The sequence below is a fragment of the Gordonia sp. p3-SID1431 genome, assembly GCF_025143765.1.
GTDB classification, from domain to species: Bacteria; Actinomycetota; Actinomycetes; order Mycobacteriales; family Mycobacteriaceae; genus Gordonia; species Gordonia hongkongensis.
Window position 1 is genome coordinate 18,858 of the sequence record NZ_JAMBDT010000012.1, and the last position, 25,739, is coordinate 44,596.

General features: G+C 70.2%; 22 protein-coding genes. 3 read left to right on the forward strand and 19 right to left on the reverse strand.

Features of this window, described 5'->3' with window-relative positions; translation table 11 throughout:
* Positions 1–9 precede the first annotated feature (9 nt).
* The 3 genes from M4D77_RS05200 to lspA all read right to left on the reverse strand — a co-directional run bounded on the left by M4D77_RS05200 (position 10) and on the right by lspA (position 3,215).
* Positions 10–1,581, reverse strand: a complete 1,572-nt coding sequence (locus tag M4D77_RS05200) for a serine/threonine-protein kinase (protein ID WP_055476138.1) — start codon at positions 1,579–1,581, stop codon at positions 10–12.
* 61 nt (positions 1,582–1,642) lie between these two features.
* Positions 1,643–2,569: an RluA family pseudouridine synthase gene (locus M4D77_RS05205; protein ID WP_055476137.1), complete on the reverse strand. Its 927-nt coding sequence runs from the start codon at positions 2,567–2,569 to the stop codon at positions 1,643–1,645.
* Positions 2,562–3,215 carry a signal peptidase II gene (gene lspA / locus M4D77_RS05210; RefSeq protein ID WP_259935683.1) on the reverse strand — a complete coding sequence of 218 codons (654 nt, stop codon included), beginning with the start codon at positions 3,213–3,215 and terminating at the stop codon, positions 2,562–2,564. The genes M4D77_RS05205 and lspA overlap by 8 nt, the downstream gene beginning before the upstream one ends.
* Before the next feature lie 40 nt (positions 3,216–3,255).
* Between lspA and M4D77_RS05215 the strand changes: the two genes are divergently transcribed.
* A complete protein-coding gene (locus M4D77_RS05215) occupies positions 3,256–4,203 on the forward strand; it encodes a hypothetical protein (protein WP_068970582.1) in 948 nt (315 codons plus the stop codon).
* Positions 4,204–4,328: 125 nt separating this feature from the next.
* Here the strand turns inward: M4D77_RS05215 and M4D77_RS05220 are convergent, their stop codons facing one another.
* Positions 4,329–4,808, reverse strand: a complete 480-nt coding sequence (locus tag M4D77_RS05220) for a hypothetical protein (protein WP_189340060.1) — start codon at positions 4,806–4,808, stop codon at positions 4,329–4,331.
* Positions 4,809–5,116: 308 nt separating this feature from the next.
* Between M4D77_RS05220 and M4D77_RS05225 the strand changes: the two genes are divergently transcribed.
* A complete protein-coding gene (locus tag M4D77_RS05225; RefSeq protein ID WP_068970580.1) occupies positions 5,117–6,139 on the forward strand; it encodes an asparaginase in 1,023 nt (340 codons plus the stop codon).
* A 60-nt stretch (positions 6,140–6,199) separates the two neighbouring features.
* Here the strand turns inward: M4D77_RS05225 and M4D77_RS05230 are convergent, their stop codons facing one another.
* Both M4D77_RS05230 and M4D77_RS05235 read right to left on the reverse strand, forming a co-directional pair.
* Positions 6,200–7,645 carry a DNA polymerase IV gene (locus M4D77_RS05230; RefSeq protein ID WP_396266532.1) on the reverse strand — a complete coding sequence of 482 codons (1,446 nt, stop codon included), beginning with the start codon at positions 7,643–7,645 and terminating at the stop codon, positions 6,200–6,202.
* A gap of 91 nt (positions 7,646–7,736) precedes the next feature.
* Positions 7,737–8,192: a nitroreductase/quinone reductase family protein gene (locus tag M4D77_RS05235; RefSeq protein WP_065632311.1), complete on the reverse strand. Its 456-nt coding sequence runs from the start codon at positions 8,190–8,192 to the stop codon at positions 7,737–7,739.
* 115 nt (positions 8,193–8,307) lie between these two features.
* On the opposite strand from M4D77_RS05235, the gene M4D77_RS05240 reads away from it, so the two are divergent.
* Positions 8,308–9,000 carry a TetR/AcrR family transcriptional regulator gene (locus M4D77_RS05240; protein WP_259935685.1) on the forward strand — a complete coding sequence of 231 codons (693 nt, stop codon included), beginning with the start codon at positions 8,308–8,310 and terminating at the stop codon, positions 8,998–9,000.
* Between the two features lie 67 nt (positions 9,001–9,067).
* On the opposite strand, the gene M4D77_RS05245 is transcribed toward M4D77_RS05240, so the two are convergent.
* The 13 genes from M4D77_RS05245 to ftsW form a co-directional block, all read right to left on the reverse strand.
* A complete protein-coding gene (locus M4D77_RS05245; protein WP_259935686.1) occupies positions 9,068–9,979 on the reverse strand; it encodes an RNA polymerase subunit sigma-24 in 912 nt (303 codons plus the stop codon).
* A 235-nt stretch (positions 9,980–10,214) separates the two neighbouring features.
* Positions 10,215–13,427 (reverse strand): isoleucine--tRNA ligase, encoded by a 3,213-nt coding sequence (gene ileS / locus M4D77_RS05250; protein WP_259935687.1) that lies wholly within the window; start codon positions 13,425–13,427, stop codon positions 10,215–10,217.
* Positions 13,428–13,759: 332 nt separating this feature from the next.
* Complete coding sequence (locus M4D77_RS05255) at positions 13,760–14,635, reverse strand: hypothetical protein (RefSeq protein WP_259935688.1); 876 nt, start codon at positions 14,633–14,635, stop codon at positions 13,760–13,762.
* A 33-nt stretch (positions 14,636–14,668) separates the two neighbouring features.
* Positions 14,669–15,484 (reverse strand): DivIVA domain-containing protein, encoded by an 816-nt coding sequence (locus M4D77_RS05260; RefSeq protein WP_259935701.1) that lies wholly within the window; start codon positions 15,482–15,484, stop codon positions 14,669–14,671.
* Positions 15,485–15,822: 338 nt separating this feature from the next.
* Positions 15,823–16,164 carry a YggT family protein gene (locus M4D77_RS05265; RefSeq protein ID WP_065632304.1) on the reverse strand — a complete coding sequence of 114 codons (342 nt, stop codon included), beginning with the start codon at positions 16,162–16,164 and terminating at the stop codon, positions 15,823–15,825.
* A 56-nt stretch (positions 16,165–16,220) separates the two neighbouring features.
* A complete protein-coding gene (locus tag M4D77_RS05270) occupies positions 16,221–16,937 on the reverse strand; it encodes a cell division protein SepF (protein WP_065632303.1) in 717 nt (238 codons plus the stop codon).
* Positions 16,938–17,050: 113 nt separating this feature from the next.
* Complete coding sequence (locus M4D77_RS05275) at positions 17,051–17,800, reverse strand: YggS family pyridoxal phosphate-dependent enzyme (protein ID WP_259935689.1); 750 nt, start codon at positions 17,798–17,800, stop codon at positions 17,051–17,053.
* Positions 17,801–17,824: 24 nt separating this feature from the next.
* A complete protein-coding gene (gene pgeF, locus M4D77_RS05280; RefSeq protein ID WP_259935690.1) occupies positions 17,825–18,598 on the reverse strand; it encodes a peptidoglycan editing factor PgeF in 774 nt (257 codons plus the stop codon).
* An 8-nt stretch (positions 18,599–18,606) separates the two neighbouring features.
* Positions 18,607–19,773, reverse strand: coding sequence for a cell division protein FtsZ (gene ftsZ / locus M4D77_RS05285; protein WP_058251716.1), 1,167 nt, complete (start codon positions 19,771–19,773; stop codon positions 18,607–18,609).
* Between the two features lie 326 nt (positions 19,774–20,099).
* Complete coding sequence (locus M4D77_RS05290; protein ID WP_065632300.1) at positions 20,100–20,801, reverse strand: cell division protein FtsQ/DivIB; 702 nt, start codon at positions 20,799–20,801, stop codon at positions 20,100–20,102.
* Positions 20,798–22,369, reverse strand: coding sequence for a UDP-N-acetylmuramate--L-alanine ligase (gene murC, locus M4D77_RS05295; RefSeq protein WP_226514255.1), 1,572 nt, complete (start codon positions 22,367–22,369; stop codon positions 20,798–20,800). Before murC ends, M4D77_RS05290 begins: the two co-directional genes overlap by 4 nt.
* A gap of 79 nt (positions 22,370–22,448) precedes the next feature.
* A complete protein-coding gene (gene murG / locus M4D77_RS05300) occupies positions 22,449–23,639 on the reverse strand; it encodes an undecaprenyldiphospho-muramoylpentapeptide beta-N-acetylglucosaminyltransferase (RefSeq protein ID WP_259935691.1) in 1,191 nt (396 codons plus the stop codon).
* A 99-nt stretch (positions 23,640–23,738) separates the two neighbouring features.
* On the reverse strand, positions 23,739–25,739 hold the full coding sequence (gene ftsW / locus M4D77_RS05305; protein ID WP_259935692.1) for a putative lipid II flippase FtsW: 2,001 nt from the start codon (positions 25,737–25,739) through the stop codon (positions 23,739–23,741).

Here is a 25,739-nt window from a genome sequence, read left to right on the forward strand (position 1 = left end):
TCACCGCGCTCACAGGGCCATGAACACGAGGACGATCGCGACCAGCAACACCGCGGCGACGATCGCCAGCACGATGGGCAACCGGTTCGACGACGACGGCGTCGATGAAGTCGGACCCGCCGGCCCGGCCCAGCCCCGGGGACCTTGACCGGGCAGCCCGCCGGGTCCCGCGGCATCCAGGCCGCGCGGCGGGGTGCCGGCCGGTGTCGGGCCGACGCCGCCCAGGCGGCTCCGGTCGGGCCGCAGGTGGTCGTTGCTCTGCCGGAACGGATTCGACGGCGGATGCTGCCACACCGCCGGATCGGCACCGGTCGTCGGCCTCGATCTCGGGCCGCGCCCGGGCACCCGCGAGCCCGGCGCGGGGCCGGAGGGCGGCGTGGCGGCACCCGGTGGGGCGTTCGGCGGACCGCCGCGCGCCGGGGCCGCGCGCTGCGTCGCTTCATGTGCCGGGTCAACGTTCGCCGCGGGACGGCCGGGCCCGGGTCGGCGGGGCTCGGCCGGCCCCGGCCGTGATCGACGTTCCGCGGGTGGTCGGTCGGGGGTCGCGGCGCGACCGGCGGGCGGCGGTGTCGGCCGGTCGGACCGTCCGGGCATGTCCGGCGCGCGCGGACCCGGGACGGCGCCGCCGGCCATCCGACCGGGGAGGCCGCGAACCGTCTCCGCGTCGAGGTCGGCGGCCGACCTCGGCCGCACGTTCCGCAGACCCGTCGCCAGCGCGTCGGCGAACTCCCGGCAGCTGGCGAAGCGCTCGTCCGGGGACTTCGCCATCGCACGCGCGATGACCGCGTCGGCGTCGGGCGAGAGTCCGGGCACGAGCTCGGAAACCCGCGGTACGGGTTCTTTCAGATGTGCTCCGATGACGGCGCCGTTGTCGCGGTCGTCGAAGGGCACGCGCCCGGTGAGCAGGTGGAAAGTGGTGGCCGCCAGCGAATACTGGTCGGTCCGGCCATCGAGTCGACGACCCGTCAGCTGCTCCGGGGACGCGTACGACAGCGTGGCGAGGACCGTGCCGACCGAGGTGAGCGCCTCGGTCTCGTCGGACAGTTTGGCGACCCCGAAGTCGGTCAGCAGGACCCGCTGCTCGTCGAACGACGAATCATCGTCGACCTCGGCGAGCAGGATGTTGGCGGGTTTCACATCGCGGTGCAGCAGTCCGCGCCGGTTGGCGTGGTCGATCCCCCGCGCCACCTCCGACACGATGTGCACCACGCGACGCGGGGCGAGGCGGCCGCGTCCGGCGAGTTCGCGCGCACAGTCGGTTCCCGGGACGTACTGCATGGCGATCCAGAGCAGATCGGCCTCCGCCGACTTGTCCGGCCTCGACGCCACCGGCACACTCGCACGTCCGCGGTTGAACACGGTGACGATGTTCGGGTGGTCGAGCGTGGCCGCGACCTCCGCCTCACGCAGGAACCGCCGGCGAAAGTTGCTGTCCGTGAGCCCGGCCGAGGCCTTCAGCACCTTCAGGGCGTCGTACCGGGGCAGCTCCGGATGCCGGGCGAGGAAGACCGCACCCATGCCGCCGCTGCCGAGTACCCGTTCGACGCGGTACCCGGCGACGAGGGTTCCCGGCTCGAGCACTCCCCCAATCTAGCGGTGTGTCTCGGAAATAGTCGATCGAACGGCCTGGTCGCGCGAGGCATCAGGTTGCGCGCAGGACCTCGAGCGCGTGCTGCAGGTCCTCGGGGTATGACGAGGTGAACTCCACCTGTCGGCCGTCGGCCGGATGGGCGAACCCGAGCGACCGCGCGTGCAGCCATTGGCGTTCCAGACCCAGCTTCTTGGCCAGCACCGGATCGGCGCCGTACGTGGGATCACCGCAGCACGGATGGTGAAGGGCCGAGAAGTGAACCCGGATCTGGTGCGTGCGACCGGTTTCGAGGTGAACGTCCAGCAGCGACGCCGACGCGAACATCTCCAGGGTGTCGTAGTGGGTGACACTCGGTTTGCCGTTCGCGGTCACCGCGAACTTCCAGTCGTTGCCGCGGTGGCGGCCGATCGGCGCATCGATGGTTCCCGACGGCGGATCGAGGTGCCCCTGGACGAGCGCGTGGTAACCCTTGTGCACGGTCCGCTGTTTGAACGCCCGCTTGAGCAACGTGTACGCCCGTTCGGACACCGCGACCACCATGACCCCCGACGTGCCGACGTCGAGACGGTGGACGATCCCTTGCCGTTCGTGCGCGCCCGAGGTCGAGATCCGGAAACCCGCAGCCGCGAGGGCCCCGATGACCGTCGGGCCGCTCCAGCCCAGCGAGGGATGCGCGGCGACACCCACCGGCTTGTCGACGACGACGATGTCGGAGTCGTGGTAGATCACCTCGAGGTCCTCGACCGGGGTCGGCTCGACGCGCAGCGGCTCCTCTGGTTCGGGCAACGTGACGTGCAGCATCGTGCCCGCGGCGAGTTTGTGCGACTTCCCCACCGCCACGCCGTCCACGACGACGTCGCCCTCCTCGGCCAGAGTGGCGACGACGGTGCGCGACAGCCCGAGCATCCGGGAGACACCGGCATCCACGCGCATCCCGTCGAGGCCGTCGGGCACCGGCAGGAACCGCGATTCACGCATGCGCGCCGCCCTCGGTGCCGGCGGGATCGCGCTGCTCGCGACGGGCCGCCCAGCCTGTGCGGGTGCCGTCGTAGTCGAAACCGAGCGCGGAGAGGACGACCAGGAGGATCGCACCGCACACCACGGCGGAGTCGGCGACGTTGAACACCGGCCACCACCCCACCGACACGAAGTCGACGACATGGCCCTGAAGTGGTTGCGGGGCACGGAAGATGCGGTCCGTCAGGTTGCCGATGGCGCCGCCGAGCACGAGGGCCAGACCCGCCACCCACCACCAGGAGCGCAGCCGGCTGCTGTAGCGGATGATCACGAGCACGACCACCAGGGCGATGATCGACAGCACCCAGGTGTATCCGGTGGCCATGGAGAAGGCCGCGCCGCTGTTGCGGACCAGACGCAGCGTGACGAAGTCGCCGATGATCTCCACCGGGCGCATCGGGTCGATCGCGGCGACCGCGATCGATTTCGTCAGCTGGTCGAGTCCCAGGACCACGAGCGCGACGCCGAGCACCACGATCGTCGCCGTCGGCACCCGGCGGCCGGGACGTGCGGCGGCGTCGGTGTCGCCGGGTCGGCGGTCGGCCCCGGGTTCGACACGGTCGTGCGGGTCCACGTGCTCTCGATCCGTCAGGGGTTGGTCATCCACAGCATCATTGTCCACGACACGTCGAATACGCTGGCTACCCGTGTCCCCGCATCCCCGTCGCCTCCGGTCCGTCGTCTCGTCCATCGGGGCGGTGACCGCGCTGTCCGTACTGGTCGCGGGATGCGCATCGGGTCCCGACGAGACGCCCGGCGCTCCGGCGGCGAGCACATCGGCGGGCTGCAGCACCGACTCGCCGTCCCGCGCCGCCGGTGCGGCGCCGGTCCCGATCGCACCGGCGACGGTGACGATCGTCGACGCGGGAACCGGGGAGCGCCGCGTGCCGACGACTGCGCCGGACGTCGCCACCGCCCAGTCGGTGACCCTGGTGACGACCTCGGAGGTGGCGTCACCGGGCACCTCGGACGCCCAGACCGTCGAGATGCCACTGACCGCGCGGTTCGGGTGCGCCGATCCCGCCGACCTCGAACTCGACCTCGGCACGGTCACATCCCCCGACACGACCCTGAACGACGAACTGTCGGCGATGGCCGGCGCGAAAGCCGGTCTCACGCTCGGTCCGGGCCTGGCGCCGGTGTCGCTGCGGATCGCGCCGCCGGAGCCGGCCGGCGGCGAGGCGCGACTGGCGGTCGAGCAGGCGCTGGTGTCGGCGTTCAACGCCGCGGTCGTGCTCCCGACCGAACCGGTCGCGGTGGGTGCGACGTGGCGGAGCGAGCGGGTGATCGCGGCCGCGGCGACCGTCACCCAGACCATCGAGGCACGGCTCACCGGATGGGACGGCAACCGGCTGACCATCGAGTACACCGCCGACGAGACCCCGGTGAACTCGGTGTTCGCGATCCCCGGCGGCAGTGACAGCCTCACCATCAGCCGCTACAGCTACACCGGTCAGGGCTCGGTGACCGTCGACCTGACCCGCGGGCTGCCCATCGCCGGCGAAGCCACCTATCGGGGCGCTCGCGAGTTGGTCGGTGCGGACCCGAACCGGCCGCTGGTGCAGCGGACCGGACTGTCCGTCACCTGGCGCTGAACGCCGACGGCCCCGGGTCACCGATAGGCGTCGGCGACACGGGGCCGCGGATCATGCTGTGCCAGAGACGAGCCGGAAGGCGCCGTCGCGTACACCACCGGTCTCGGTGGCGAGGCGAGGAGAGGTCAGCTCGCGGGAGCGCACATGGCGCTCTCGACCTGGTAGAGGCCGAGGAGGTTGCACACGGTCTCGTTCGAGAGCTTCCAGCGTCCGTCGTCGAAGACGATGGTCGACTCGGCGTTGGTCGGGGGGTTGCCCGCGGTCTCGATCCGGACCTTGACGCGAGCCTTGTTCGGGCCGGCGCTGATCACGGGGTTGACGAGGACCCAGTCGACGTCGGAGTTCTCGGCACGCGCCTTGACCAGCTCGTCGAAGATCGCCGGGTCCTTCTCCGAACCCTCGACCAGTTCGACCTTCTCGGCCCGCGGGATGTCGGGGTCGACAGCCTGGTCGACCATCTCGTTGAGGGCGGCGATCGACGGCGGGTTGCTGCCGTCGGTGATCTCGGAGCCGTCGCCGCTCGCGGCTGCGGTGTCGGTGCTGGTGAGCGTCGGTGCGGGCGGCGCGTCGCTGTCGTCACTCCCGCAGGCCGCGACGGTGGTCATCAACGCGGCCGCGATCATGGTCGCGCCCAGGAATTTCCGATACTTCAACGATCTCCCTCACTGTGTTCTCGGGCATGGGGTGCGCCGGCGGGCGCTCTCGTACCGCGATGCCGGACGTCTGCCGGGGGTGTGCCCCGACCGGACTTGTGTGCCGGGGTCCCCCGGCGACGGCCCACACCACTATGCCAAACGGCGGGCACCAGGGGTCCCCGGTGGCCCGGCGACACGCGACGACGATCCGCCCGACCGATGGCGCCGAGCAGGCAACGCTTGACGGGCCGACAGGGTTCCGGTGACCCTTGGGCACCATGACAGGCACCCCGCCCGCGGCCACCGGAGTCACCGTGCTGATCAGCACCGGAGGCACGATCGCCGCCCAGACCACCGACGACGGCGCGATCCCGGCGCTCGGCTCGGCCGCTCTCCTCTCCGCCGCCGGGACGATCACCACCGGGACCGACAGGGCCGGGGACGACGGGACGTCGCGCACTCCGTCGGCGATCCGCACCGTCGACCTCATGTCGGTGGACAGTTCCGCGATGACCGTCGCCGACCAGTTCGCGGTGGTCCGCGCGATCGCCGACGCGCTTGCCGACCCCGCCGTTCGCGGTGTGGTGGTCACGCACGGGACCGACACGATGGAGGAGACGGCCTACCTCGCCGACCTGTATGCCGCCGACGAGCGGCCGGTCGTGTTCACCGGGGCCATGCTGCCGTCTGACTCCCCACACGCCGACGGGCCGTCGAATCTCGCCGCCGCGCTGGCCGCGATCGACGACCCGACCGCCCGCGGTCGAGGAGTCCTCGTGGCCATGGGCGGCCGACTCCTGCCGGCACGCGGGTTGTTCAAGGTCTCCACCACCGACCCCGCGGCCTTCGACACCGTGCAGGGCACCGGTCGGGCCGACGACCCGCCGGTGCCGCGACGGGTGCTCGCCGGACCGGTACCGGTGGGCCGGCCGGCACGCGTCGACGCCTTCACCCTCTACCCGGGCGTGTCACCGGGACTGATCGCCGCGTCGGTCGCACAGAACGCCGCCGGCGTGGTCCTCGCGGCGACCGGCTCCGGGAACACCCACCCGGACATCACCGCCGAGGTGGCACTCGCCGTCCAGCGCGGGGTGACCGTCGTCGTCACCAGCCGCGTCCCGTACGGCGAGGTGACCGCGACCTACGGCGGGGGCGGCGGCGCGGTCGATCTGCGGCGGGCCGGGGCGATCGTGTCACCCTGGCTGCGCGCACCGCAGGCGCGCATGGCGCTCATCGCACTGCTGACCTCGGGTCACGATCTCGAATTGATCACCGATTTCTTTGTCGCACAACAGGACTGAGTGCTGCCACCGGCACCCGCCGGGTGGCGGTCACGGCCGGTCGATACCGTGCCCGATCGGTCAACCGTCGCCGGGAAGATCCCACTCGAGGCTGTCGAGCGGATCCGCCGGACGGAGGTCCGGATCGTCGACCGGAAACGTGCGCGTGCGCCCCGGCCCGCTCGTGCGGGTCTCGAATCGCACGGTCACGACCCCGTGTCCACTCCCCTGAACCCAGCCGTGCCCGTGGTCGGGGTGGGTCACGTCGGCGCCGGGGCCGAAGCGGCCGACCGGCATCGAACTCCCTCCCGGCGCGAACCGCGGGGGTTCGGGCGCCGAGTCAGCTATCTGGACGGCCGACGCCTCGGCCCCGGCCGGGTCCGGTGACGTCGCCACCTCGGCGCGACCCCCTTCTTCCGCACCGTGGCCTGCGGCGGTGTCGTGGTGGGTGGTCTCGACATCGGCCGGTCCCTCGCTGCCCAGCTCGCCGAAGAGGGCGTACTGCTGCACCGCGGTCAACCCCGAGAAGCTGACGCCGACCAGGCGAATCGCCCCGATGGAACGCGGATCGAGCGCGAGCCGCTGCGCCGTCCGCTCGAGGTCGTCGAAGTCGGTGGTGGCCGCCGCGGTCGTCGCCGAGCGCGTCAGGATCGACATGTCGGATCTCTTCAGTTTCAGTACGACGGTGCGCGCTCCCCGGCCGTCGGTGAGCAGTCGGCGGTGAGCGCCGGCGGCAGCCTTGCGGATGGCGGGACGCAGCGCGTCGAGTTCGACGATGTCCTCGGCGAAGGTGGACTCGGCGCTGATCTGCTTCGAGGAGGCACGTTCGGCGACCGGCCGGTCGTCGATGCCGTGGGCAAGGCGATGCAGCGCGGGACCGACGGTGGCGCCCAGCACGGAGGCCACCTCGACCGGCGACATCGCCGCGAGGTCACCGATGGTCGCGATCCCCAGCCGCGCCAGCCGATCGCCGGACACGGGCCCGATGCCCCACAGCTTGCGGACCGGGAGCGAATGCAGGAACTCCAGCTGGCCGGACGGTGGGATCACCATCACCCCATCGGGTTTGGCCATCCCCGAGGCGATCTTCGCGAGTTGTTTGCCGCTTCCGAGCCCGACCGACGCGGCGAGTCCGACCTCGCTCCGGATCCGGGATCGGAGCTCCTCGGCGAACTCGCTGGCCGCGTCGACGGTCGCCCCCGCGAGTTCTTCCGGCTCGCCGAACGCCTCGTCGAACGACAGCGTCTCGATGACCGGAACCGCTTCGCGCACAATGGCGAAGACACGTTTGCTGACCGTGCTGTACACCGATCCGCGCGGCGGGATGACCACGCCGGTCGGCCCGATGAGCCGACGCGCCTGGTGCATCGGCATCGCCGAGCCGGCCCCGAACACGCGTGCCTCGTAGCTGGCGCCGGCGACCACCCCGCGCCCACCGGACCCGCCCACCAGTACCGGGCGGCCGCGCAGCGTCGGGCGGGTGAGCTGTTCGACGGAGGCGAAGAACGCGTCCATGTCGAGGTGCATCACCCAGCGCGGGCTGCGTTCGGACCCCCGCCCCGACACCGCACCGACCGGGCGCGGCGGTTCGGGTTCGAGGCGTGACACCTCACCGAGTCTAGTGAGCAGCGGTGACGGCGAAGACGGGGATCAACCCGGCGTGGGCGGCGAGATCCTCGTCCGACGAGGCGAGCGCGAGGCCCGCGGGCAGGAACCGCCCGACCTCCCACCCCCAGCGACGCAGGTACTCCCGGATGACCGGCGGCCGAAGGGCGGGGTCGATTTCGGTGAGGGTGACGACGGCCCGACGTCGGCCACGGCGGAGTTCCACCGTGCCGGCCACGCGCGCGTTGCGCACCCACTGCGTGTCGCCCCGGACGGCGACCAGGTACTCCGCCCCGTCGAGCCGCAGCACGTTGACCGGAACCCGCTGCGGCATGCCGGTCTTCCGGCCGACGACGGTGAGCGTCTGCGCCCCGGCCAGGTTGACCCCGCGGTCGGCGAGCCAGCGCACCGCGCGGTTGAAGGCGGCGTCGAATCCGCTGGGGGCCTTGTAGTGGGTGGTCGCGGTCATGATCGGCCTTTCGTCGAGGTGGCACTTTCGAGAGCAGTGCTCTCGAAGTTGAGTATGCAGCGACGCCGCCGGGAAATCAAGAGCACCGCTCTCGGTTTGTGGCAGGATCGTCGCCATGGCCACCGGACGAACCCGCGCGGAGAACCGCGCGATGATGACCGACGAGATCCGTCGACTGGGACGCGAACACCTGACCACCTACGGCGCCGCCGGGCTCTCGTTGCGCGCCATCGCGCGCGACTTGGGCGTCGTCTCCTCGGCGGTGTACCGGTACGTCCCGAGCCGCGACGAGTTGCTGACCATGTTGCTGGTGGAGGCCTACACCGATGTCGCGGACGCCGTCGATGCCGCGGCCGATTCCATTGCCACCTCCCGACGGCGCGATCGACTCGCAGCCGCGGCCGGGGCAGCGCGGACCTGGGCTCTCGCCGAGCCATCCCGCTGGGCGCTGATCTACGGAAGCCCGGTGCCCGGCTACTCCGCCCCCGGCGAGCGGACCATCGGGCCCGGCACACGCATTCCCGTGCGGCTCCTCCGCGAGTGCTCGGCCGCCCACGCCGAAGGCCTGCTACGCGCCGACCTACCCTCTCCCACAACGGATGTCGCCGCGGACATGGACGCGATCCGCGACGAGTTCGACCTCGACACACCCGCCGCGGTCCTGGCCGCGGCCACCACGTTGTGGGCCGTACTCGTCGGCGCGATCAGCCTGGAGACCTTCGGCCAGTACGGGACCGACACCTTCGCGCATCCCGAGCAGCTGTTCCGGCTCCAGATCGAGCAGACACTGGCGGGCCTGTTCGCCTGAGATCGGACAGAGTGCGGTATTCGTACCGGTTTCCGGTACAGGTCCCGCACTCCGCGCGGTGGGTGGATCAGCGGGTGACCGGCCGACGGAGCTCGACCCCGACGAGCTTGTCGGGGTTGCGCATCACGTAGATGTCGACGATCAGGTCGTCGACGACGCGGAGGGTGATCGCGGTCTGCAGCCGGCCGTCGAAGTAGAGGATCATCCCGGGCTGACCGTTGAAGACCACGAACTCGGCGCGGTAGTCCTCGAGCACAGCGCCGATCCGGGCGAACCCCGACAGCACCTGCATCACCGCGGGCGCCCCGCGCATGGGCTGCCGTACCGCGGTGGCCTTGCCGTTGCTGTCCGAGGTCAGCACCACCTCCGGTGCCATGAGGGCGATGAGGGCGTCGGCGTCGCCCGACTCCGCCGCGTCGAGGAACGTCTCGACGACCTCCGCGGCGCGGGCGCGGTCCATCGGATCGAACCGGGGGCGGCGACGCTCGACGAACGACCGGCCTCGTTCCGCGAGCATCCCCACCTCGCCGGGCGTCCAGGACAGCATCGTGGCGATCGTGTCGTCGGCGAATCCGAAGATTTCACGCAGGACGCATACCGTCCGCACAGCGGGCTCGAGTTCTTCCAGAACGAGCAGCATCGCGGTCGACGCGAACTCCGCAAGACCCGCGTCGGCGAGGACGTCGCCGTCGAACCGGATGGGATCGGGCAACCACGGTCCGATGTAGTCCCCGGCAACACGTCGACGCGCGGTGAGCGTCTCGAGCGCGCGCCGGGCGACCTGCGCGATGAAGTGCGCTCGGGCCGACCCGGGGCCGAGCGCGTCCACCGGCGCGCTCGCCGGATGATCCCAGGGGCAGTGTCGTACAACATGATCGGCGTCCACCGCCGAGCCCAGGATCTCGTAGGCCACCGTGAACAACAGCGGTTCGAACGCGGCGGATCGCGCCGGGATCGGGTCCACGTCCATGCGGGTCATCGGGGTCTGCCCCCTCGTAGATGGTCCGGGCGGCGAACGACGCGCTCGGGTGTGTGCTCACCCTGCGGGGCCGGGTCGCGGCAGTCTCCACACCGTACGTGGCGCAGCACCACCAGGGTGCGACTGTTGCGATCGGTGTCCCAGATCGTCTCGTCCGATCACACCTCCCGCGCGACCGACGACGACACCGCGCGGACACCCGGCCGGGATGTCCGCGCGGTGCACGTGTCAGCGATCAGTTCGCCTTCGCCACGTCGGCGGTCACACCGTCTCCCAGTTCGATGCTGCCCGCGTCACCATCGCCGGTCACGTCGAACCGCACCGCGAGCACCTCGCCGGCGATCAGGTCGGCGTGCGTCCTCGCCCAGTCCAGACGTTCGGCCGGTACGACGAGTCGCACCGTGATCCGGTCGGAGACGTCCAGTCCCAGGGTGCGGCGCGCATCCTGCAGCTCGCGAACCCGGTCCTTCGCCCACCCCTCGGCCTCGAGTTCGGGCGTGACCGCCGTGTCGAGGACGACCAGGCCGTTCCCGCCCGGCAGCTCCGCGGTCGAGTCCGGTTCGACGGCCACCAGCCGCCGGGTGAACTCCCCGTCGTGGAGTTCGATGCCGTCGGCGACCACGACCTCGGACCCGTCGGCGCCCTCGCCCGCAGTCCAGTTGCCCGACTTCACCGCCTTGATCGCACGCTGCACGTCCTTGCCCAAGCGGGGGCCGGCGGCACGCGCGTTGACCGCGATCTCGTGACGTCCGTACTCGCTGGCATCGGTCGCCAGAGTCACGTCCTTGACGTTCATCTCGTCCTTGATCAGGTCGACGAACGGCTCGAGCGCGGCCGCGGTCGGCGAGGCCACCGTCAGCCCCGACAGGGGCAGTCGGACCCGCAGCTTGTTGGCCTTGCGGACGCTCGACGCCGTCGAGCACACCGCCTGGACCTGGTCCATGGCCATGACCAGGTCGGCATCGGCCGGCAGCTCATCGTTCGTCGGCCAGTCCGTCAGGTGCACCGACCGCTCCCCGGTGAGACCCCGCCAGATGGCCTCGGTCGCCAGCGGGAGCAGCGGCGAGGCCAGCCGGCAGGCGACCTCGAGCACGGTGTACAGGGTGTCGAAGGCGTCGGTGTCCGCGTCCTGGCCGGCCCAGAAGCGTGCCCGGGAACGACGCACGTACCAGTTGGTGAGCGACTCGACGAACTCACGGAAGGCGTCGCACGCCCCCGCGATGTCGTAGGTGTCGAGTGCCGCGGTCATCGTGTCGCGGGTCGTCGCCAGCTTGGCCAGGATGTAGCGGTCGAGCACGTGCTGCGAGTCGGTCCGCCAGGTCGCCGGGCGCTCGGCGTAGAGCTGCAGGAAGCTGTAGGCGTTCCACAGCGGCAGGAGCGCCTGGCGCACCCCTTCCCGGATGCCTCGCTCCGTCACGACGAGGTTGCCGCCGCGCAGGATCGGCGAGGCCATCAGGAACCATCGCATCGCGTCCGATCCGTCGCGATCGAAGACCTCGTTGACGTCGGGGTAGTTGCGCTTCGACTTCGACATCTTCTGGCCGTCGTCGCCCAGCACGATCCCGTGCGCAGCAACGGTTTTGAAGGCCGGCCGGTCGAACAGCGCGGTGGCCAGCACGTGCAGCGTGTAGAACCAGCCACGGGTCTGCCCGTTGTACTCGACGATGAAGTCGCCCGGGTTGTGGGCCGGGGCGTGCGCGGAGTCACCACCGTCGAACCAGTCGCGGTTCTCGAACGGATAGTGCACCTGGGCGAACGGCATCGAACCCGACTCGAACCAGCAGTCGAGGACCTCGGGCACCCGACGCATGGTCGACTTCCCGCTCGGGTCATCGGGATTGGGCCGGGTGAGTTCGTCGATGAACGGCCGGTGCAGGTTGTCCGGACGCACCCCGAAGTCGCGCTCGAGGTCGTCGAGCGAACCGTAGACGTCGACGCGCGGGAACTCCGGGTCGTCGGACACCCAGACCGGCAGTGGCGCCCCCCAGTACCGGTTGCGGCTGATGTTCCAGTCCCGGGCGCCTTCGAGCCACTTGCCGAACTGCCCGTCCCGGATGTGTTCGGGCACCCAGGTGATCTGCTTGTTCAGCTCCACCATGCGGTCGCGGAACTGCGTCACCGCGACGAACCACGACGGCACCGCCATGTAGATCAGCGGCTGGCCCGACCGCCAGGAGTGCGGGTAGGAGTGCTCGATGGTCTCATGGCGCAGGATCCGGCCGGCTTCCTTCAGGTCCTTGATGATCACCGGGTTGGCGTCGAACACCATCAGACCCTCGTACGGCGGGACCTGCGCGGTGAAGCGTCCGCCCGGGTCGAGCGGTTGCACCACCTCGATGCCGTTGGCGGTCGCGAGGTCCATGTCCTCCTCGCCGAAAGCCGGTGCGAGGTGCACGATCCCGGTGCCGCTGTCGGTGGTCACGTAGTCGCCCAGCAGCACCCGGTGCGAGTTCGGGTGACCGGCGAAGAAGTCGAACGGCGGTGTGTACGACAGGTTCTCCAAGATCTTGCCCAGGTGGGTGCCGAGCACCTCCGGATCGGCGATTTCCTTCGCGTACACACCGAGCAGCGCCTCGGCCAGCAGGTACTCCCGGCCGTCGGCGGCCTTCACGTGGACGTAGGTGACTTCGGGGTTCACCGCGATCGCGAGGTTCGACGGCAGGGTCCACGGCGTCGTCGTCCAGATCAGCGCGTTGACTCCGTCGAGGGAGGACAGCGGACCGTCGGGCACCCGCAGCGGCATCGTGACGGTGACCGCCGGGTCCTGCCGCATCCGGTAGGCATCGTCGAGCTTGGACTCCTGGTTGGACAACGGCGTCTGCTCGTACCAGCTGTAGGGCAGCACCCGATAGCCCTGGTAGATGAGCCCCTTGTCGTAGAGCGCCTTGAACGCCCACATCACCGACTCCATGAAGTCGAGATCGAGTGTCTTGTAGTCGTTGTCGAAGTCGACCCAGCGGGCCTGGCGGGTCACGTAGTCACGCCACTCCCCCGTGTACCGCAGCACCGAGTCGCGGCAGTACTCGTTGAACTTCGCCATGCCCATCTTCTCGATCTCCGACTTGTCGGTGATCCCGAGCTGGCGTTCGGCCTCCAGCTCGGCGGGCAGACCGTGTGTGTCCCAGCCGAATCGGCGGTCCACCTTCTTGCCACGCATGGTCTGGTACCGGGGTACCACATCCTTGACGTAACCGGTCAGCAGGTGACCGTAGTGCGGCAGGCCGTTCGCGAACGGCGGACCGTCGTAGAAGACGAACTCCTCGGCGTCGGCCCGGTTCTCGATCGACGCGGCGAAGGTCGAGTCGGAGTCCCAGTACTGCAGGACCCGCTGTTCCACGGACGGGAAGTCGGGGGCGCTGCGCCCGGTGCCCCCGGTCATGTCGACCTTGGGATACACCCGCCCGGACTCAGTGGGGGCGGACTGGGTGGGGTCGGTCGCGTCGCTCACGGCTCGTCTCCTCGTGCCTGGTGATGTCTCATCGGCACGGGGACGCACACCGGAGGTCTGCGCGGTACCACCCCGCTTGCGTCGGAGATTCGACGCCACTCGACGAATCGCGACGGTCGGTGACCGTACGATCCTGTGGCTGTCACGGGCCACGCCCGCCCGGTTCTACTGGGAGTCACGCATTCGCACCGTCCACTGGACGCCGCACTCGATGACACCGTTCTTCCGGGTGCTCCCCGGTGATGGCCGGATCAACGCGTGAACCAGTGTAGCGACGACCGACCCGGTCGGGCCAATGGGTTCTCGACCGGTGCGCGGCTACCCGGGTGCGCTCAGTCCGGCGGCGGATGCCAGTTCGGATCAAGCGGATCGAAACCCGCACGCCGACGACGCGGCGCGGACTCATCGGGACTTGTTGCCCAGTCGTCCGGGCCGGCGACGTCGCCGCCCGGCACGTCGTCGGGGGCCCACCCCGAGGACTGCGGGTCGAACGGACGCGGAGCCGACGGCGGGCCGACCGGAGGCCGTTGGCCCCTGGTCGGAGGCGGGCCGGATTGCGGAGGACCGAATTGCCCCTGCTGCGGCCGGGCCTGCTGTTGAGTCCACGACTGTTGACCGACACCGGGTTGGCGACTCTGCGGTCCCACGCCGGGCGGTCGGGAACCCGGCGGCGGACCGGCGCGACCACCGGCGACATCGACACCGGTGGGCGGGGCCCCGCGGGGCGGCCCGTCACCACTCGGACTGTCGCCGCCGACCGAACGCAGATAGTCCTCGAGGTTGCCCTCACGACGCTCGGGAGCAGGTCGATTCGGCGGGACCGAACCAGCGGGCGCGGCCATTCCGGGGTCGAAGGCCCCGGGCCGATAGCCGGCGGACTCGGAATCGCCGACACCGGGGGTGTCGGCGGCGGGGTACCGACGCGTCGGTGCATCGGCGCCGCGATCGCCGTCCGAGTCGTGCCCGGTGACAGCGTCGTCATCGGCGTCGTGCGACGGATCGGTGTCGCGACCGGCGCCCGGGACCATGTCTTCCAGTGACCGGGCCGCTTCGCCCTTGCGACCGGCGAACACGTCCGCCAGGAGGAAGCCGAGGCCAACCAGACAGACCACGATGCAGGCCACGGCCAGCCACACGGTCCCGGTGATGAGACCGAGGATGAGCAGCACGAACCCCAGGAGGGTCGCGGCCAGCGCCAAGGTCAGCACATCACCAGCCTAGTGCGCACCGATCCGCCCAGGTCAGCTGGGTGAGTAGCTGCTGAATCCACCGTTACCCGGATCGTTCGAGAACGACTGATCGGGTCGGCCGCCCTCGACAGGCGCCGCACTGCCACGCTGCTGGAGTTCGTCGAGCTGGGATTCGAGGTAGGTCTTCAGACGCGTACGGTACTCGCGCTCGAAGGTCTTGAGCTGCTCGATCCGGCCTTCCAGCACACCGCGCTGCTGGTTGATCGTGCCCATGATCTCGCTGTGCTTGCGCTCGGCGTCGCTCTGCAGGGCATCGGCACGTTCCTGTGCCTGCCGCAACTGCGCCTCCGATCGCGTCTGGGCGTCGGCGAGGATCGCCTCCGAGCGCTGCCGGGCATCGGCGAGCATGGCATCGGACTTGGTCTGCGCCTCGGAGACCAGCGTGTCGGCGCGCGTCTGGGCGTCGGACAACATCGCGTCGGCGTCGGCGCGTGCGCTGCCGGTGAGCCGGTCCGCGGTGTCCTGGGCGAGCGCGAGAACGCGTGCGGCACGCACGTTGGCGTCGTCGTTGGTCGCCTGCGGTGCCGGCGTCGGCGCCGGGGCGGGCGGCTCGGGTGCCGCGGCGGGCTTGGCGAACATCTGGGTCCGGTCGTCCGCCTGGGCGCCACCACCGGAACGGGCATCTGCGAGCTCGCTCTCGAGCTCCTCGACGCGCTGCTTGAGGTCGGTGTTCTCTTCGATCAGCCGTGCGAGTTCGGCTTCGACGAAGTCGAGGAACTGATCGACCTCGTCCTCGTTGTAACCGCGCTTACCGATGGGCGGTTTGCTGAACGCGACGTTGTGCACATCAGCTGGAGTCAGCCGCATGTCGGTTCCCCTCATGTCTGGTGGTGAACTTGTGTTCAGTTGGCGGGCCGTCCAACCCGGATCGCGCGACGGTGAGTCGTTCGACCGATACAGGTTGTCACTAACTATTCATACCAGTCAAAAATTGTAACTGGCGTCCAATCCTGTCACACGCGAACCGTTGGTCGCATCTCTGCGATGCGCTGTTGAAATTAAACAGTCATCCGAAGATGACCTATAACGGTAGACCATCTGCCTAACGCGGGGTACCCGCCGCCCGATCGGGTGCGCCCGCAGGGGACGGGCCCTTCGTGACGCGCCCTCCGCAAGCTCCGGGCGCTCCTCAGGGAGCAGGGGGATCAGGGGCGGACGAGGTGGCCGGCGATCGCGAGCGACTCGGCCAGGGCGTCGGCGCGCAGGCCGTTGACGATGTTCATGCCGATGATCACGACGAGCATCACGATCATGAGCGACAGGTCGAGCCGGATGGGACCGAGTGGGATCGGGGGGAGAACGCGACGCAGCGCCTTGATCGGGGGGTCGGTCACGGTGAAGACCATCTCGATGACGACCACCGCGATCCCGGTGGGACGCCACTCACGCGCGAAGGTCCGGACCAGTTCGACCACCAGCCGGCCCAGGAGGAGCAACCAGAAGATCAGCAGGATGTAGTACAAGACGCTCAACAAAATCGCAGCCACGGGTCAAGAGTGCCTGAACATCTCGGACGACGGCGAACCGAGGTACCCGACGCCGGTCAGGAGTGGTTGTAGAAGCCCGTCTCGGCGATCTTGCGGCGGTCTTCGGGCGACACGTCGACGTCGGCGGGCGACAGCAGGAACACCTTGGTGGCCACCTTGTCGAACGATCCGCGCAGCGCGAACGCAAGACCCGCGGCGAAGTCGACGAGGCGCTTGGCGTCGTCGTTGCTCATGTCGACGAGGTCCATGATGACCGGGTTGCCGTCGCGGAAACGCTCCCCGATGGTACGGGCCTCGCTGTAGTCCGACGGGCGCAGCGTGGTGATCTTCTGCAGCGGGCTGTCGGCGAAGACGCGCTCGAGTTCGCGGGGGTCGGCACCCATCGACCGCGGCGCGGTGGCAGCGCGCAGGGCCGCGCTCGACGAACGCTGCAGCGGTTCGAGGCGGGCGGGCGCCCGCATCGGCCCCTCGCCCACCGCGCGACTGCCGGCGTAGGCGAACTCCGCCGCGTACTCCGGGGCCAGGTCGAAGCCGGCGTCGTAGTGGCGGTCGGACAGCTCGTCGCGGTACGCGATCTCGTCTCGGTAGCCGGCGTCCCGGAACGACGGCTCGTATCCGGGATCGTAGGAGGAGTCGCCGTAGTAGTCGTCACGGTAGGCGCGCTCACGAGACCGCTCCCGCAGCGGCGGGGCCGACTCCTCGAGGTAGTCGTCCTCGTACTCGCTGGGCGGCACCATGCCGAAGTAAGCCTTGAACTTCTGCATCGTGGTCATTGACGGCCTCTCTGGTAGTGCGACGCCGGTTGCTGCCGTGCCGGATGGTGCATCTGTGGTCAGTGAGCTAATTGCGCTTCGTGTGTCACTTGGTTCTGGTGTTACCAATGTGATTACTGAGAGATTAGCGGCCGATCGCCCATGATCGCGGTTCCGACACGCACGCATGTCGAGCCTGCGGCGACCGCCTCCTCCATGTCCCCGGACATGCCCGCGGACAGTTCGGCGGCGTCGAATCGCCCGCGGAACGCCTCATGGATGCGTGCGGCCTCGGCCATCCAGTGTCCGGGTTCGCCGTCCAGCGGGGCGATGACCATGAGCCCGCGCAACCGCAGTGAATCGGCCTCGACGACCCGCTCGGCCAGAGCCGGGAGATCCTCTTCGACGACGCCGCCGCGTTGCGGATCGCCGTCGAGGCTGACCTGGAGCAGGATGCCGAGCGGATCGGCGCGCTCCCCCTCGTCGAGTGCCGCGGCCGCGGCACGGTCCAGGGCGTCGACGACCTTCGGGCGGTCGACGGAGTGCACCGCGCGCGCCCACCGCGCCACCGACCGGGCCTTCTTGGACTGCACCGAACCGATCATGTCGAAGACGGGGACGTCGCCGGGCTCCGGGGACTCCCAGTCCCCCAGCACCTCCGCCACCTTCCGGCCGGCCTCGGGTTCGCGTGACTCGCCGAACGCGCGCTCCCCCAGCTGCAGCAGCCGACGGACGTCATCCGCGGGAAAGAACTTCGTGACCACGAGGAGCTGACAGGAGCCCGCCGGCCGATGGGCGGCCTCGACCGCGGCGTCGAGGCGCCGACGCACCGCGGCCAACCGTTCCCCCAACTCGGCGGTGCGCGCATCAGATGACCCGGTCATGTCCCCATCCTTCTCGCCACCGGGTCACTCCCCGAGCGGGCGCCGCTCACCGGGTGCATCGTCGCCGTGTGCATCGTCGCCGTGTGCACCGTCATCGGGATCCATCCAGATGACCGAGGCCAGGCGACCCGTGGGTGCGCCCCGGCGATGGCTGAACAGGCTCGGGTCGGCGATGGTGTCCCGCGGGTCGACCGCGACTCCGGCGACGCCGGCCTCGAGCAACTGCCGCCGCAAGCCGGCACGCAGGTCGAGACCTGCCGTGCCCTTCTTGGTACGCACGGCGCTGCCCGGCAGATGCTTCTCTACGTCGGCCTGCATGTCGGCGGGCACCTCATAGTGGTCTCCGCTCGCGGCAGGACCGAGGAAGGCGCCGATGGACCCGATCCGGGCGCCGAGTTCGACCATTGCGCGCAGGGTGGCGGGCACGATGCCGATCCGGGCGCCGACGCGGCCCGCATGGACCCCCGCGATCACACCGGCGTCGTCGTCGCTGAGGAGTACCGGGACGCAGTCGGCGGACAGCACGGCGAGGGCGAGACCGGGCGTGGTCGTGACCAGCGCGTCGGTGGCGGGCACCGGCTCGGGAACCGGTCCGTCGACCACGGTGACGTTGCGACTGTGGATCTGTTCCATCCAGACCACCGACCCGGCCGCCACCCCGATCTGCTCGGCCAGCCGAATCCTGTTCGCCGCCACGGCTTCCGGATCGTCTCCGACGTGATCACCGAGATTGAACGAATCGTACGGTGACACCGAGACCCCGCCGGCACGGGTGGTGATGACACGACGCACCCGCATGCGCGGGCTCAGCGCTTCATGAACGACGGCACGTCGACATCGTCGTCGTCGAGCCGAACGGTGTTGCGGCGGGGCGGCTCCGGCTCCTGCTCGAACGGATCGCCCGCACCCTTCGGCATGTCCCCGAAGAGCGGATCGTTCTTCGGCGGCGAGGCCACGGCGCCGGCCTGGCCCTGACCGACCGCGGAACGCCCCGCGGCGGCCGGGACGTCGGTCCGCTTCTTGGGTGAGCCACCGTCGAAGCCGGCGGCGATGACCGTGACCCGGACCTCGTCACCGAGGTTGTCGTCGATCACCGTGCCGAAGATGATGTTGGCGTCCTCGTGCGCGGCCTCCTGCACCTGGGTCGCGGCGTTGTGGATCTCGAACAGACCCAGGTCGCTGCCACCGGCGATCGAGATCAGCACACCGCGGGCGCCTTCCATCGAGGCCTCGAGCAGTGGCGAGTTGATCGCGGACTCGGCGGCCTTGCGCGCACGCTCCTCGCCGCGGGCCGAACCGATGCCCATCAGCGCGCTGCCGGCATCGCTCATGACGCCCTTGACGTCGGCGAAGTCGACGTTGATCAGGCCCGGCGTGGTGATGAGGTCGGTGATGCCCTGCACGCCGTTGAGGAGCACCTCGTCGGCACTGCGGAACGCGTCCATCAGGCTGACCTGCGCGTCGCCGAGCTGAAGCAGACGGTCGTTGGGGATCACGATCAGGGTGTCGCAGGACTCGCGCAGCGCGGTGATGCCCGCCTCGGCCTGTCCGCCGCGCCGCTTGCCCTCGAAGGCGAACGGCCGGGTGACCACGCCGACGGTGAGCGCACCGAGCTTACGCGCGATCGACGCGACCACGGGTGCACCACCCGTTCCGGTCCCGCCGCCCTCGCCCGCGGTCACGAAGACCATGTCGGCGCCCTTGAGCAGTTCCTCGATCTCGTCGCGCGCGTCCTCGGCGGCGCGGCGACCGACCTCGGGATCGGCACCGGCGCCGAGACCCCGTGTCGAGTCGCGCCCGACATCGAGCTTGACGTCGGCGTCGCTCATCAACAACGCCTGGGCGTCGGTGTTGATCGCGATGAACTCGACTCCCTTGAGTCCCTGTTCGATCATGCGGTTGACGGCATTCACGCCGCCACCGCCGATGCCGACGACCTTGATGACGGCCAGGTAGTTGTGCGGTGGCGTCATGCGCTCGCCTTCCTTGTGTGGTCGATCTCGTTGTTCGAGTTCTGGTCTCGATATGTCCTGTGTGAACCGGCCGGTCCACGTCCCGCTCGCGACAAACCCTAAACCTGAACCATAGATTTAGAGTTATGTCAAGTAACTCGTTGTGGTGATGACGCTAGGCATCGCGGGCCCCGGTATCCAGATCCGCGCTCGGCGTGTCGGGAAGTCGTGGCGAAATCCGCCGGAACCCTCAGCTTTTCGCCGCCCCACGGGGGTCGTCCGGTTCCGTCACGCGGGTCCGCGCCACCCCGACCGGAGAATTCGGGGTCGGCCGGATCCGCGTGCGGTCAGCGATAGGCCGGGAACTCGGGACTCGACACGTTGTACATCCGCGCCTCGCGGGTGAGCAGATGCGTCAGTGTGCGGGCCTTCTCGGCGCCGCGGTCGCTGTCCCCCCACACCACGGTGCGCTTCTCCGACAGCGTGAACTCGATGTCGACCGGCGAGGTCGCGGTCACCCGGATGACCTGCCGCGCCAGCGATTCGGGCAAGCCCGCCACCGCCGCGATGGTCTCCCTGGTGGTCGGGTCCGCCGGCCCCGGGTTCGGGGTGTCGAGAACCGGGAGCTTGAGCACCTCGGGCGGGACGCCCTGCGTGCGGTCGTAGTCGAGGAACGCCACCCCGGACTTGTCGAGCACGTGGACGTCGTCGCCGTTGTTCACGATCACGACCGGGACCCGCTCGACGACGGTGATGGTCAGCGACGAGGGGTAACTCCGCTGCACGCGCGCCGATTCGACGGACGGGATGGTGGCGACGCGCTGCGCGACCGCCCGGGTGTCGACCTGCAGCAGCGGGGTGCCCGACGGCACTGCCGCGACCCGCAGGATCTCGTCGGCCGGAATCGACCCGTTGTCGCGGACGTCGGTGCCGCGCACCGACATCAGCGGCGTGAGGTAGGCGATGAGCACCAATCCGACGCCGGCCGCGACCACCATGAGCGTGCCGAGGACCACGCGCGACCGGCGGCGCTGCGGCCAGCGGATCACGACACCCGCCCCGTCCGGCCGTCGGAGTCCGCCGGGCCGTCGGTCGGAGTCGCGCCCGAACCGGTCACGGTGGCGGTGTCGGCGGTCGTCGAGGCCGAGGCCAGGGCGTCGAGGATCTCCGGACCCTGCATGGTGATGTCGCCCGCCCCCAGGGTCAGCACGACATCCCCGGACCGCGCCAGTCGCGCGACCTGCGCGGCCAGCCGCGACAGGTCCGGGGCGAAAATCCCCGGCACGGTCAGCTTGTCCGAGATCGTGCGCCCGCTGACTCCCGGGATCGGGGCCTCACGGGCCCCGTACACATCGGCGACGACGACTGCGTCGGCGAGGTCGAGAGCAGCGGCGAACTCGTCGGCGAACTCGACGGTCCGCGAGTAGAGGTGCGGCTGGAACACCGCGATCACGCGCCCGCGCGAACCGCTCGGCCCGCCGCGGGCGGACACCATGTCCTGCGCCGCCGAGAGCACGGCCCGCACCTCGGTCGGATGATGGGCGTAGTCGTCGATGACCTCGACGCCGCCGCGCCGGCCGCGGAACTCGAAGCGGCGGTGGACACCGCCGAACGCGCCGATCCCGGCCACGATGCCATCGAGCCGCCCGGCCCCGGTCGATGCGTCGGATGTTGCGACGCCGAGCTGCGCACCCACCCGGGCGGCACCGATCACCGCGGCGATCGCGTTGAGCGCCATGTGCTCGCCCGGGAGCGGGAGGACGATCGGTCGATCCTCGACATCCGGGCAGAGCGGCGAGGTGAACCGGACCGTGGCGGCTCCGCCGCCTCCGCGCGGCTGCCAGGACGTCATGGTCGCGACGTTGCGGACGGTCGGCGCCAGCGCGGCGTGGGTCCCCCGTCCATAACCGAGGACCTCCACCCCGCGCGCGGTGAGCGACTCGGCGACGCGGCCGGCCAGGGCGGCCGAGCCCGGGTCGTCGAGGCACACGACGAGCGACCCGCCGCCCGCTATGCGCGCGACGAACCGGTCGAACACCTCGACATATGCCTCGATGGAACCGAAGAAGTCGAGGTGGTCGGCGTCGATGTTGGTGACGACGACGACGTCGGGTGTGTACTCCAGCAGGGAGCCGTCGCTCTCGTCGGCCTCGGCGACGAAGATCGGGTCTCCACCGTGGTGGGCGTTGGTCCCCGACTCGTTCAGCTCGCCGCCGATCGCGAACGACGGGTCGGTCCCGGCATGCTGCAGCGCGACGACCGCCATCGAGGTCGTGGAGGTCTTGCCGTGGGTGCCGGCGATCAGCAGGCTGCGCTGACCCGCCATCAGCTGGGCCAGGACGCGCGGTCGCAGGAGAATCGGGATGCCGCGCGACCGTGCCGCCACGAGTTCGGGATTGGTCTTCGGGATCGCGGCGTGAGTGGTCACCACGACAGACGGGCCACCGGGGATCTGGTCGAGCGCCGACGGATCGTGCCCGACCTGCACCCGGGCGCCGCGGGTCCGGAGTTCGAGGATGCCGCGACTGTTCTTGGCATCCGACCCCGACACCTGTCCCCCGCGGGCCAGCAGAATCCGGGCCAGCCCCGACATCCCGGCGCCGCCGATGCCGACCATGTGGACGCGGCTCAGTTCATCGGGCAGCGACCCCGGAGCCGACGCCGCCTCGTCCCTCTCCGTCGCTTCGCTCACGGCGTCATCGTTCACGGGCCGACCTCCCACCGCGACGACGTCCAGCCCGGAAATCCTGCGCGAGTTCGATGGCGGCGGTGGCCACCGCCGCCGCGGCGTCCCGATGCCCGGTGCCCGCGGCAGCGATCGACATCTCGTGCAGCCGAGCCGAATCCGTCAGCAGCGCAGGCACTTCGCGGGCAACCCACTCCGCGTCCACCGTCGCATCGTCGACGAGCAGTCCCCCGCCCGCCTCCACGACCGGGAGCGCATTCAGTCGTTGTTCGCCGTTCCCGTGCGGCAGCGGGACATAGATCGCGGGCAACCCGGTCGCCGACACCTCGGCGACGGTCATCGCGCCGGACCGGCACATCACGAGATCCGCGGCGGCGTACGCGAGATCCATCCGTTTGAGATACCCGACGGCGCGGTAGGGCGGCGCGTCATCGACGACGGCGGGGTCGATCGAGTTCTTGGGACCGTATGCGTGCAGCACGCCGATGCCGGCCTCACCCAATGTCTTCGCCGCGCCCGACACGGCGTCGTTGAGTCGTTGCGCGCCCTGCGAGCCGCCGAAGACGAGCAGCGTCGGAGCGTCGTCGTCGAGTCCGAAGTAGTGGCGCGCCTTCGCCCGCAGGGCGGGCCGGTCCAGTTCGGCGAGGACACCGCGCACCGGGATTCCGACGACCGTCGCATCGAGCCCGGAACCGTCGACCGCCGCCAGGACCCGATCGGCGAAGCGGGCACCGACCTTGTTGGCGATGCCGGCCGAGGCATTGGCCTCATGGATGACGATCGGGATCCGATTGCGTCGGCGCAGGTGCATCTGCGCCGCGAGGTACGCCGGCACCGAGACGTAACCACCGAAACCGATGACCACGTCGGCGTCCACCTCGTCGAGAACCTTGCGGGTGGCGGCCACCGAACCCAGCAGACGACCGGGGGTGCGCGCCAGGTCGAGGCCGGGTTTGCGCGGCAACGGCACCGGCGGGATCAGCTGCAGGTCGTATCCGCGTTCCGGGACGAGATCGACTTCGAGGCCCCGACTCGTACCCAGCGCCGTGATACGGGCCGTCGGATCGATGCGGCTGACCGCGTCGGCGACGGCGAGGGCGGGTTCGATGTGACCGGCCGTGCCGCCGCCTGCGACGACCACCGACAACGGCCGGCCGCTCGGCCGTCCGGTCGTATCAGCTTGTACCGCACCCGAACTCACCGGCGTCGTCACTCCATTTCAGCTTTCGATCTCATTCGCGGGCTCCCGGCCGGGAGATCTCCCGTCGTGGGCCCGCACCTCAGCCGCTCCCACCGCCGGTCACCGACGGCCGGCGCCGCGTACATTCGGCCCGCTCGCTCCGCTCCCGGCGCCGCGTACATACGGCCCGCTCGCTCCGCTCCCGGCGCCGCGTACATACGGCCCGCTCGCTCCGCTCCCGGCGCCGCGTACATACGACCCGCTCCCCCGATACCCGACACCGTAGTCGACGCCGCTCCGCGAAGAAGTCCCCGGCCGGACCCGCCCGCGCGGGACACCCGCCCGGCCGGAGGCCGCCGACCGGGCCCCTCGGGTGTCGCCGGCACCGGATCGCGTCGACGACCGGCCCTGCCGCCGATCGTCCCGCGCGGACTGCGACGACGGGGCGGCACGCCGCTGCGACGTCTCGGCGGCACGCCGCCAGGGCAACGGGAAGCGTCGACGGCCACGTCCGGCATCGGCCGACGGCGCGGGCCCGCTCGGCGGACGGCGACGCGACTGCGGTCCTCGGCCGCCGCGACCCGCACCGGCCGTCGGACGCGGACCGGCCGTGCGGCGCTGGTCCAGTCGATCGCGCAGCGACTCCGCCCGTGTCTGCCGGTAGGCCACCGGCGTCGGCAGGCGCAGCCACCGTGCGACGCGGCTCGGCGACCCGCCGGTGAGCGTGGCGACCGCCTCGGGTTCGTGCCTCGCGGCGTTGGCGAGCAGACCGAGCATCGCGAGGACGGTGAGCGTCGACGTGCCGCCGGCCGAGATCAGCGGCAGCTGGATCCCGGTCACCGGCAGCAATCCGATGACGTAGCCGATGTTGATGAACGCCTGCGCGGTGATCAGCACCGTGATGGTCGCCGACATCAGGCGCAGGAAGGGATCGGTCGACCGGGATGCGATCCGGAAGCCGATGTAGGCGAGGACGACGAACAGGAACACCACCATGAGCCCGCCGAGCAGCCCGAGCTCCTCGCCGATGATCGCGAAGATGAAGTCGTTGTGCGCGTTCGGCAGATAGTTCCACTTGGCACTCGACTGGCCGAGGCCCACGCCGAAGACCCCGCCGTTGGCGAGCGCGTAGGTCGCCTGGCGCGCCTGATAGCCGGCGCCCTGCGGGTCATCGACGTTGCCGAGGAAGCTCATCACGCGCTGCGAGCGGTAGCCCTCGGCCAGGGCGAGGATCACGGCGAGCGCGATGCCGGACACCGCGAACGAGACGAAGACCTTGACCGGCAGTCCCGCGAACCACAACAGCGCACCGACGATGATCGCGATGGTGATCGTCGTCGACAGGTTCGGCTCGAGGATGATGAGCAGGCACACGAGCATGGCCACCGGGACGAGCGGGACCAGCAGCTCGCGCAGCAAGGCGTTGTCCCGTCGGCGCGAGGCCAGCAGGTGCGCACCCCAAATGCACAACGCGACCTTCACCAGCTCCGACGGCTGCACCGACAGGCCGTAGATGACGAACCAGCGGCGCGCGCCCTGACTGAGCGTGCCCACGCCGGGGATGAGGACCAGCGCCAGCAGCACCACCGCGACGAACATCGCCGGAGCGGCGAACCGTCGAAGCAACCGCACCGGAATCCGCAGCATGAAGTAGAAGACCACCAGGCCGAGCAGGGCGAAGATCACCTGCGTGGCGAACAGCCCGTACGCCGATCCCTCTTTGGAATACCCCTCGACCGACGACGCCGAGAGGACCATCACCAGGCCGAATGTGGTGAGCAGGAACGACATCGTGAGGATCAGCTGATAGGACGCCAGCGGACGCGCCAACAGGTTGCGGATGGCGTCGAGCACGATCGCGGGGATCGACGCGGCAGTCGCTGCTGCCGCACCCGCGGAGCGGCCCGAGGCGTCGTCCCGTGCCGACCTGGCGCCGGTGCCGCGCTTCACGCCCGGCCGTTCGTCTCTCGTGCGCGTCCGGCCACCGGTGTCCCCGCCGGTCTCGACATCAGCGCTCCCGTTGTCGGCAGCGACACCATCATCTCCGACGCCGTCGAGACCGCTGCGGTCGTCGGCATCGTCGACGGGGTCGTTGTCCGCGGCCGGGTTGCGGCTGCTCAT

Excerpts from the sequence above, each read along its gene's own strand:
- ftsZ (WP_058251716.1), bottom strand. The coding sequence starts at position 19,773 with ATGACGCCACCGCACAACTACCTGGCCGTCATCAAGGTCGTCGGCATC.
- M4D77_RS05230 (WP_396266532.1), bottom strand. The coding sequence starts at position 7,645 with ATGCACCTCGACATGGACGCGTTCTTCGCCTCCGTCGAACAGCTCACC.
- M4D77_RS05275 (WP_259935689.1), bottom strand. The coding sequence starts at position 17,800 with ATGACCGGGTCATCTGATGCGCGCACCGCCGAGTTGGGGGAACGGTTG.
- M4D77_RS05225 (WP_068970580.1), top strand. The coding sequence starts at position 5,117 with ATGACAGGCACCCCGCCCGCGGCCACCGGAGTCACCGTGCTGATCAGC.
- M4D77_RS05220 (WP_189340060.1), bottom strand. The coding sequence starts at position 4,808 with ATGACCACCGTCGCGGCCTGCGGGAGTGACGACAGCGACGCGCCGCCC.
- M4D77_RS05240 (WP_259935685.1), top strand. The coding sequence starts at position 8,308 with ATGGCCACCGGACGAACCCGCGCGGAGAACCGCGCGATGATGACCGAC.
- pgeF (WP_259935690.1), bottom strand. The coding sequence starts at position 18,598 with ATGCGGGTGCGTCGTGTCATCACCACCCGTGCCGGCGGGGTCTCGGTG.
- M4D77_RS05245 (WP_259935686.1), bottom strand. The coding sequence starts at position 9,979 with ATGACCCGCATGGACGTGGACCCGATCCCGGCGCGATCCGCCGCGTTC.
- murC (WP_226514255.1), bottom strand. The coding sequence starts at position 22,369 with ATGGTCGGCATCGGCGGCGCCGGGATGTCGGGGCTGGCCCGGATTCTG.
- M4D77_RS05205 (WP_055476137.1), bottom strand. The coding sequence starts at position 2,569 with ATGCGTGAATCGCGGTTCCTGCCGGTGCCCGACGGCCTCGACGGGATG.
- M4D77_RS05260 (WP_259935701.1), bottom strand. The coding sequence starts at position 15,484 with ATGCGGCTGACTCCAGCTGATGTGCACAACGTCGCGTTCAGCAAACCG.
- M4D77_RS05235 (WP_065632311.1), bottom strand. The coding sequence starts at position 8,192 with ATGACCGCGACCACCCACTACAAGGCCCCCAGCGGATTCGACGCCGCC.
- M4D77_RS05270 (WP_065632303.1), bottom strand. The coding sequence starts at position 16,937 with ATGACCACGATGCAGAAGTTCAAGGCTTACTTCGGCATGGTGCCGCCC.
- ftsW (WP_259935692.1), bottom strand. The coding sequence starts at position 25,739 with ATGAGCAGCCGCAACCCGGCCGCGGACAACGACCCCGTCGACGATGCC.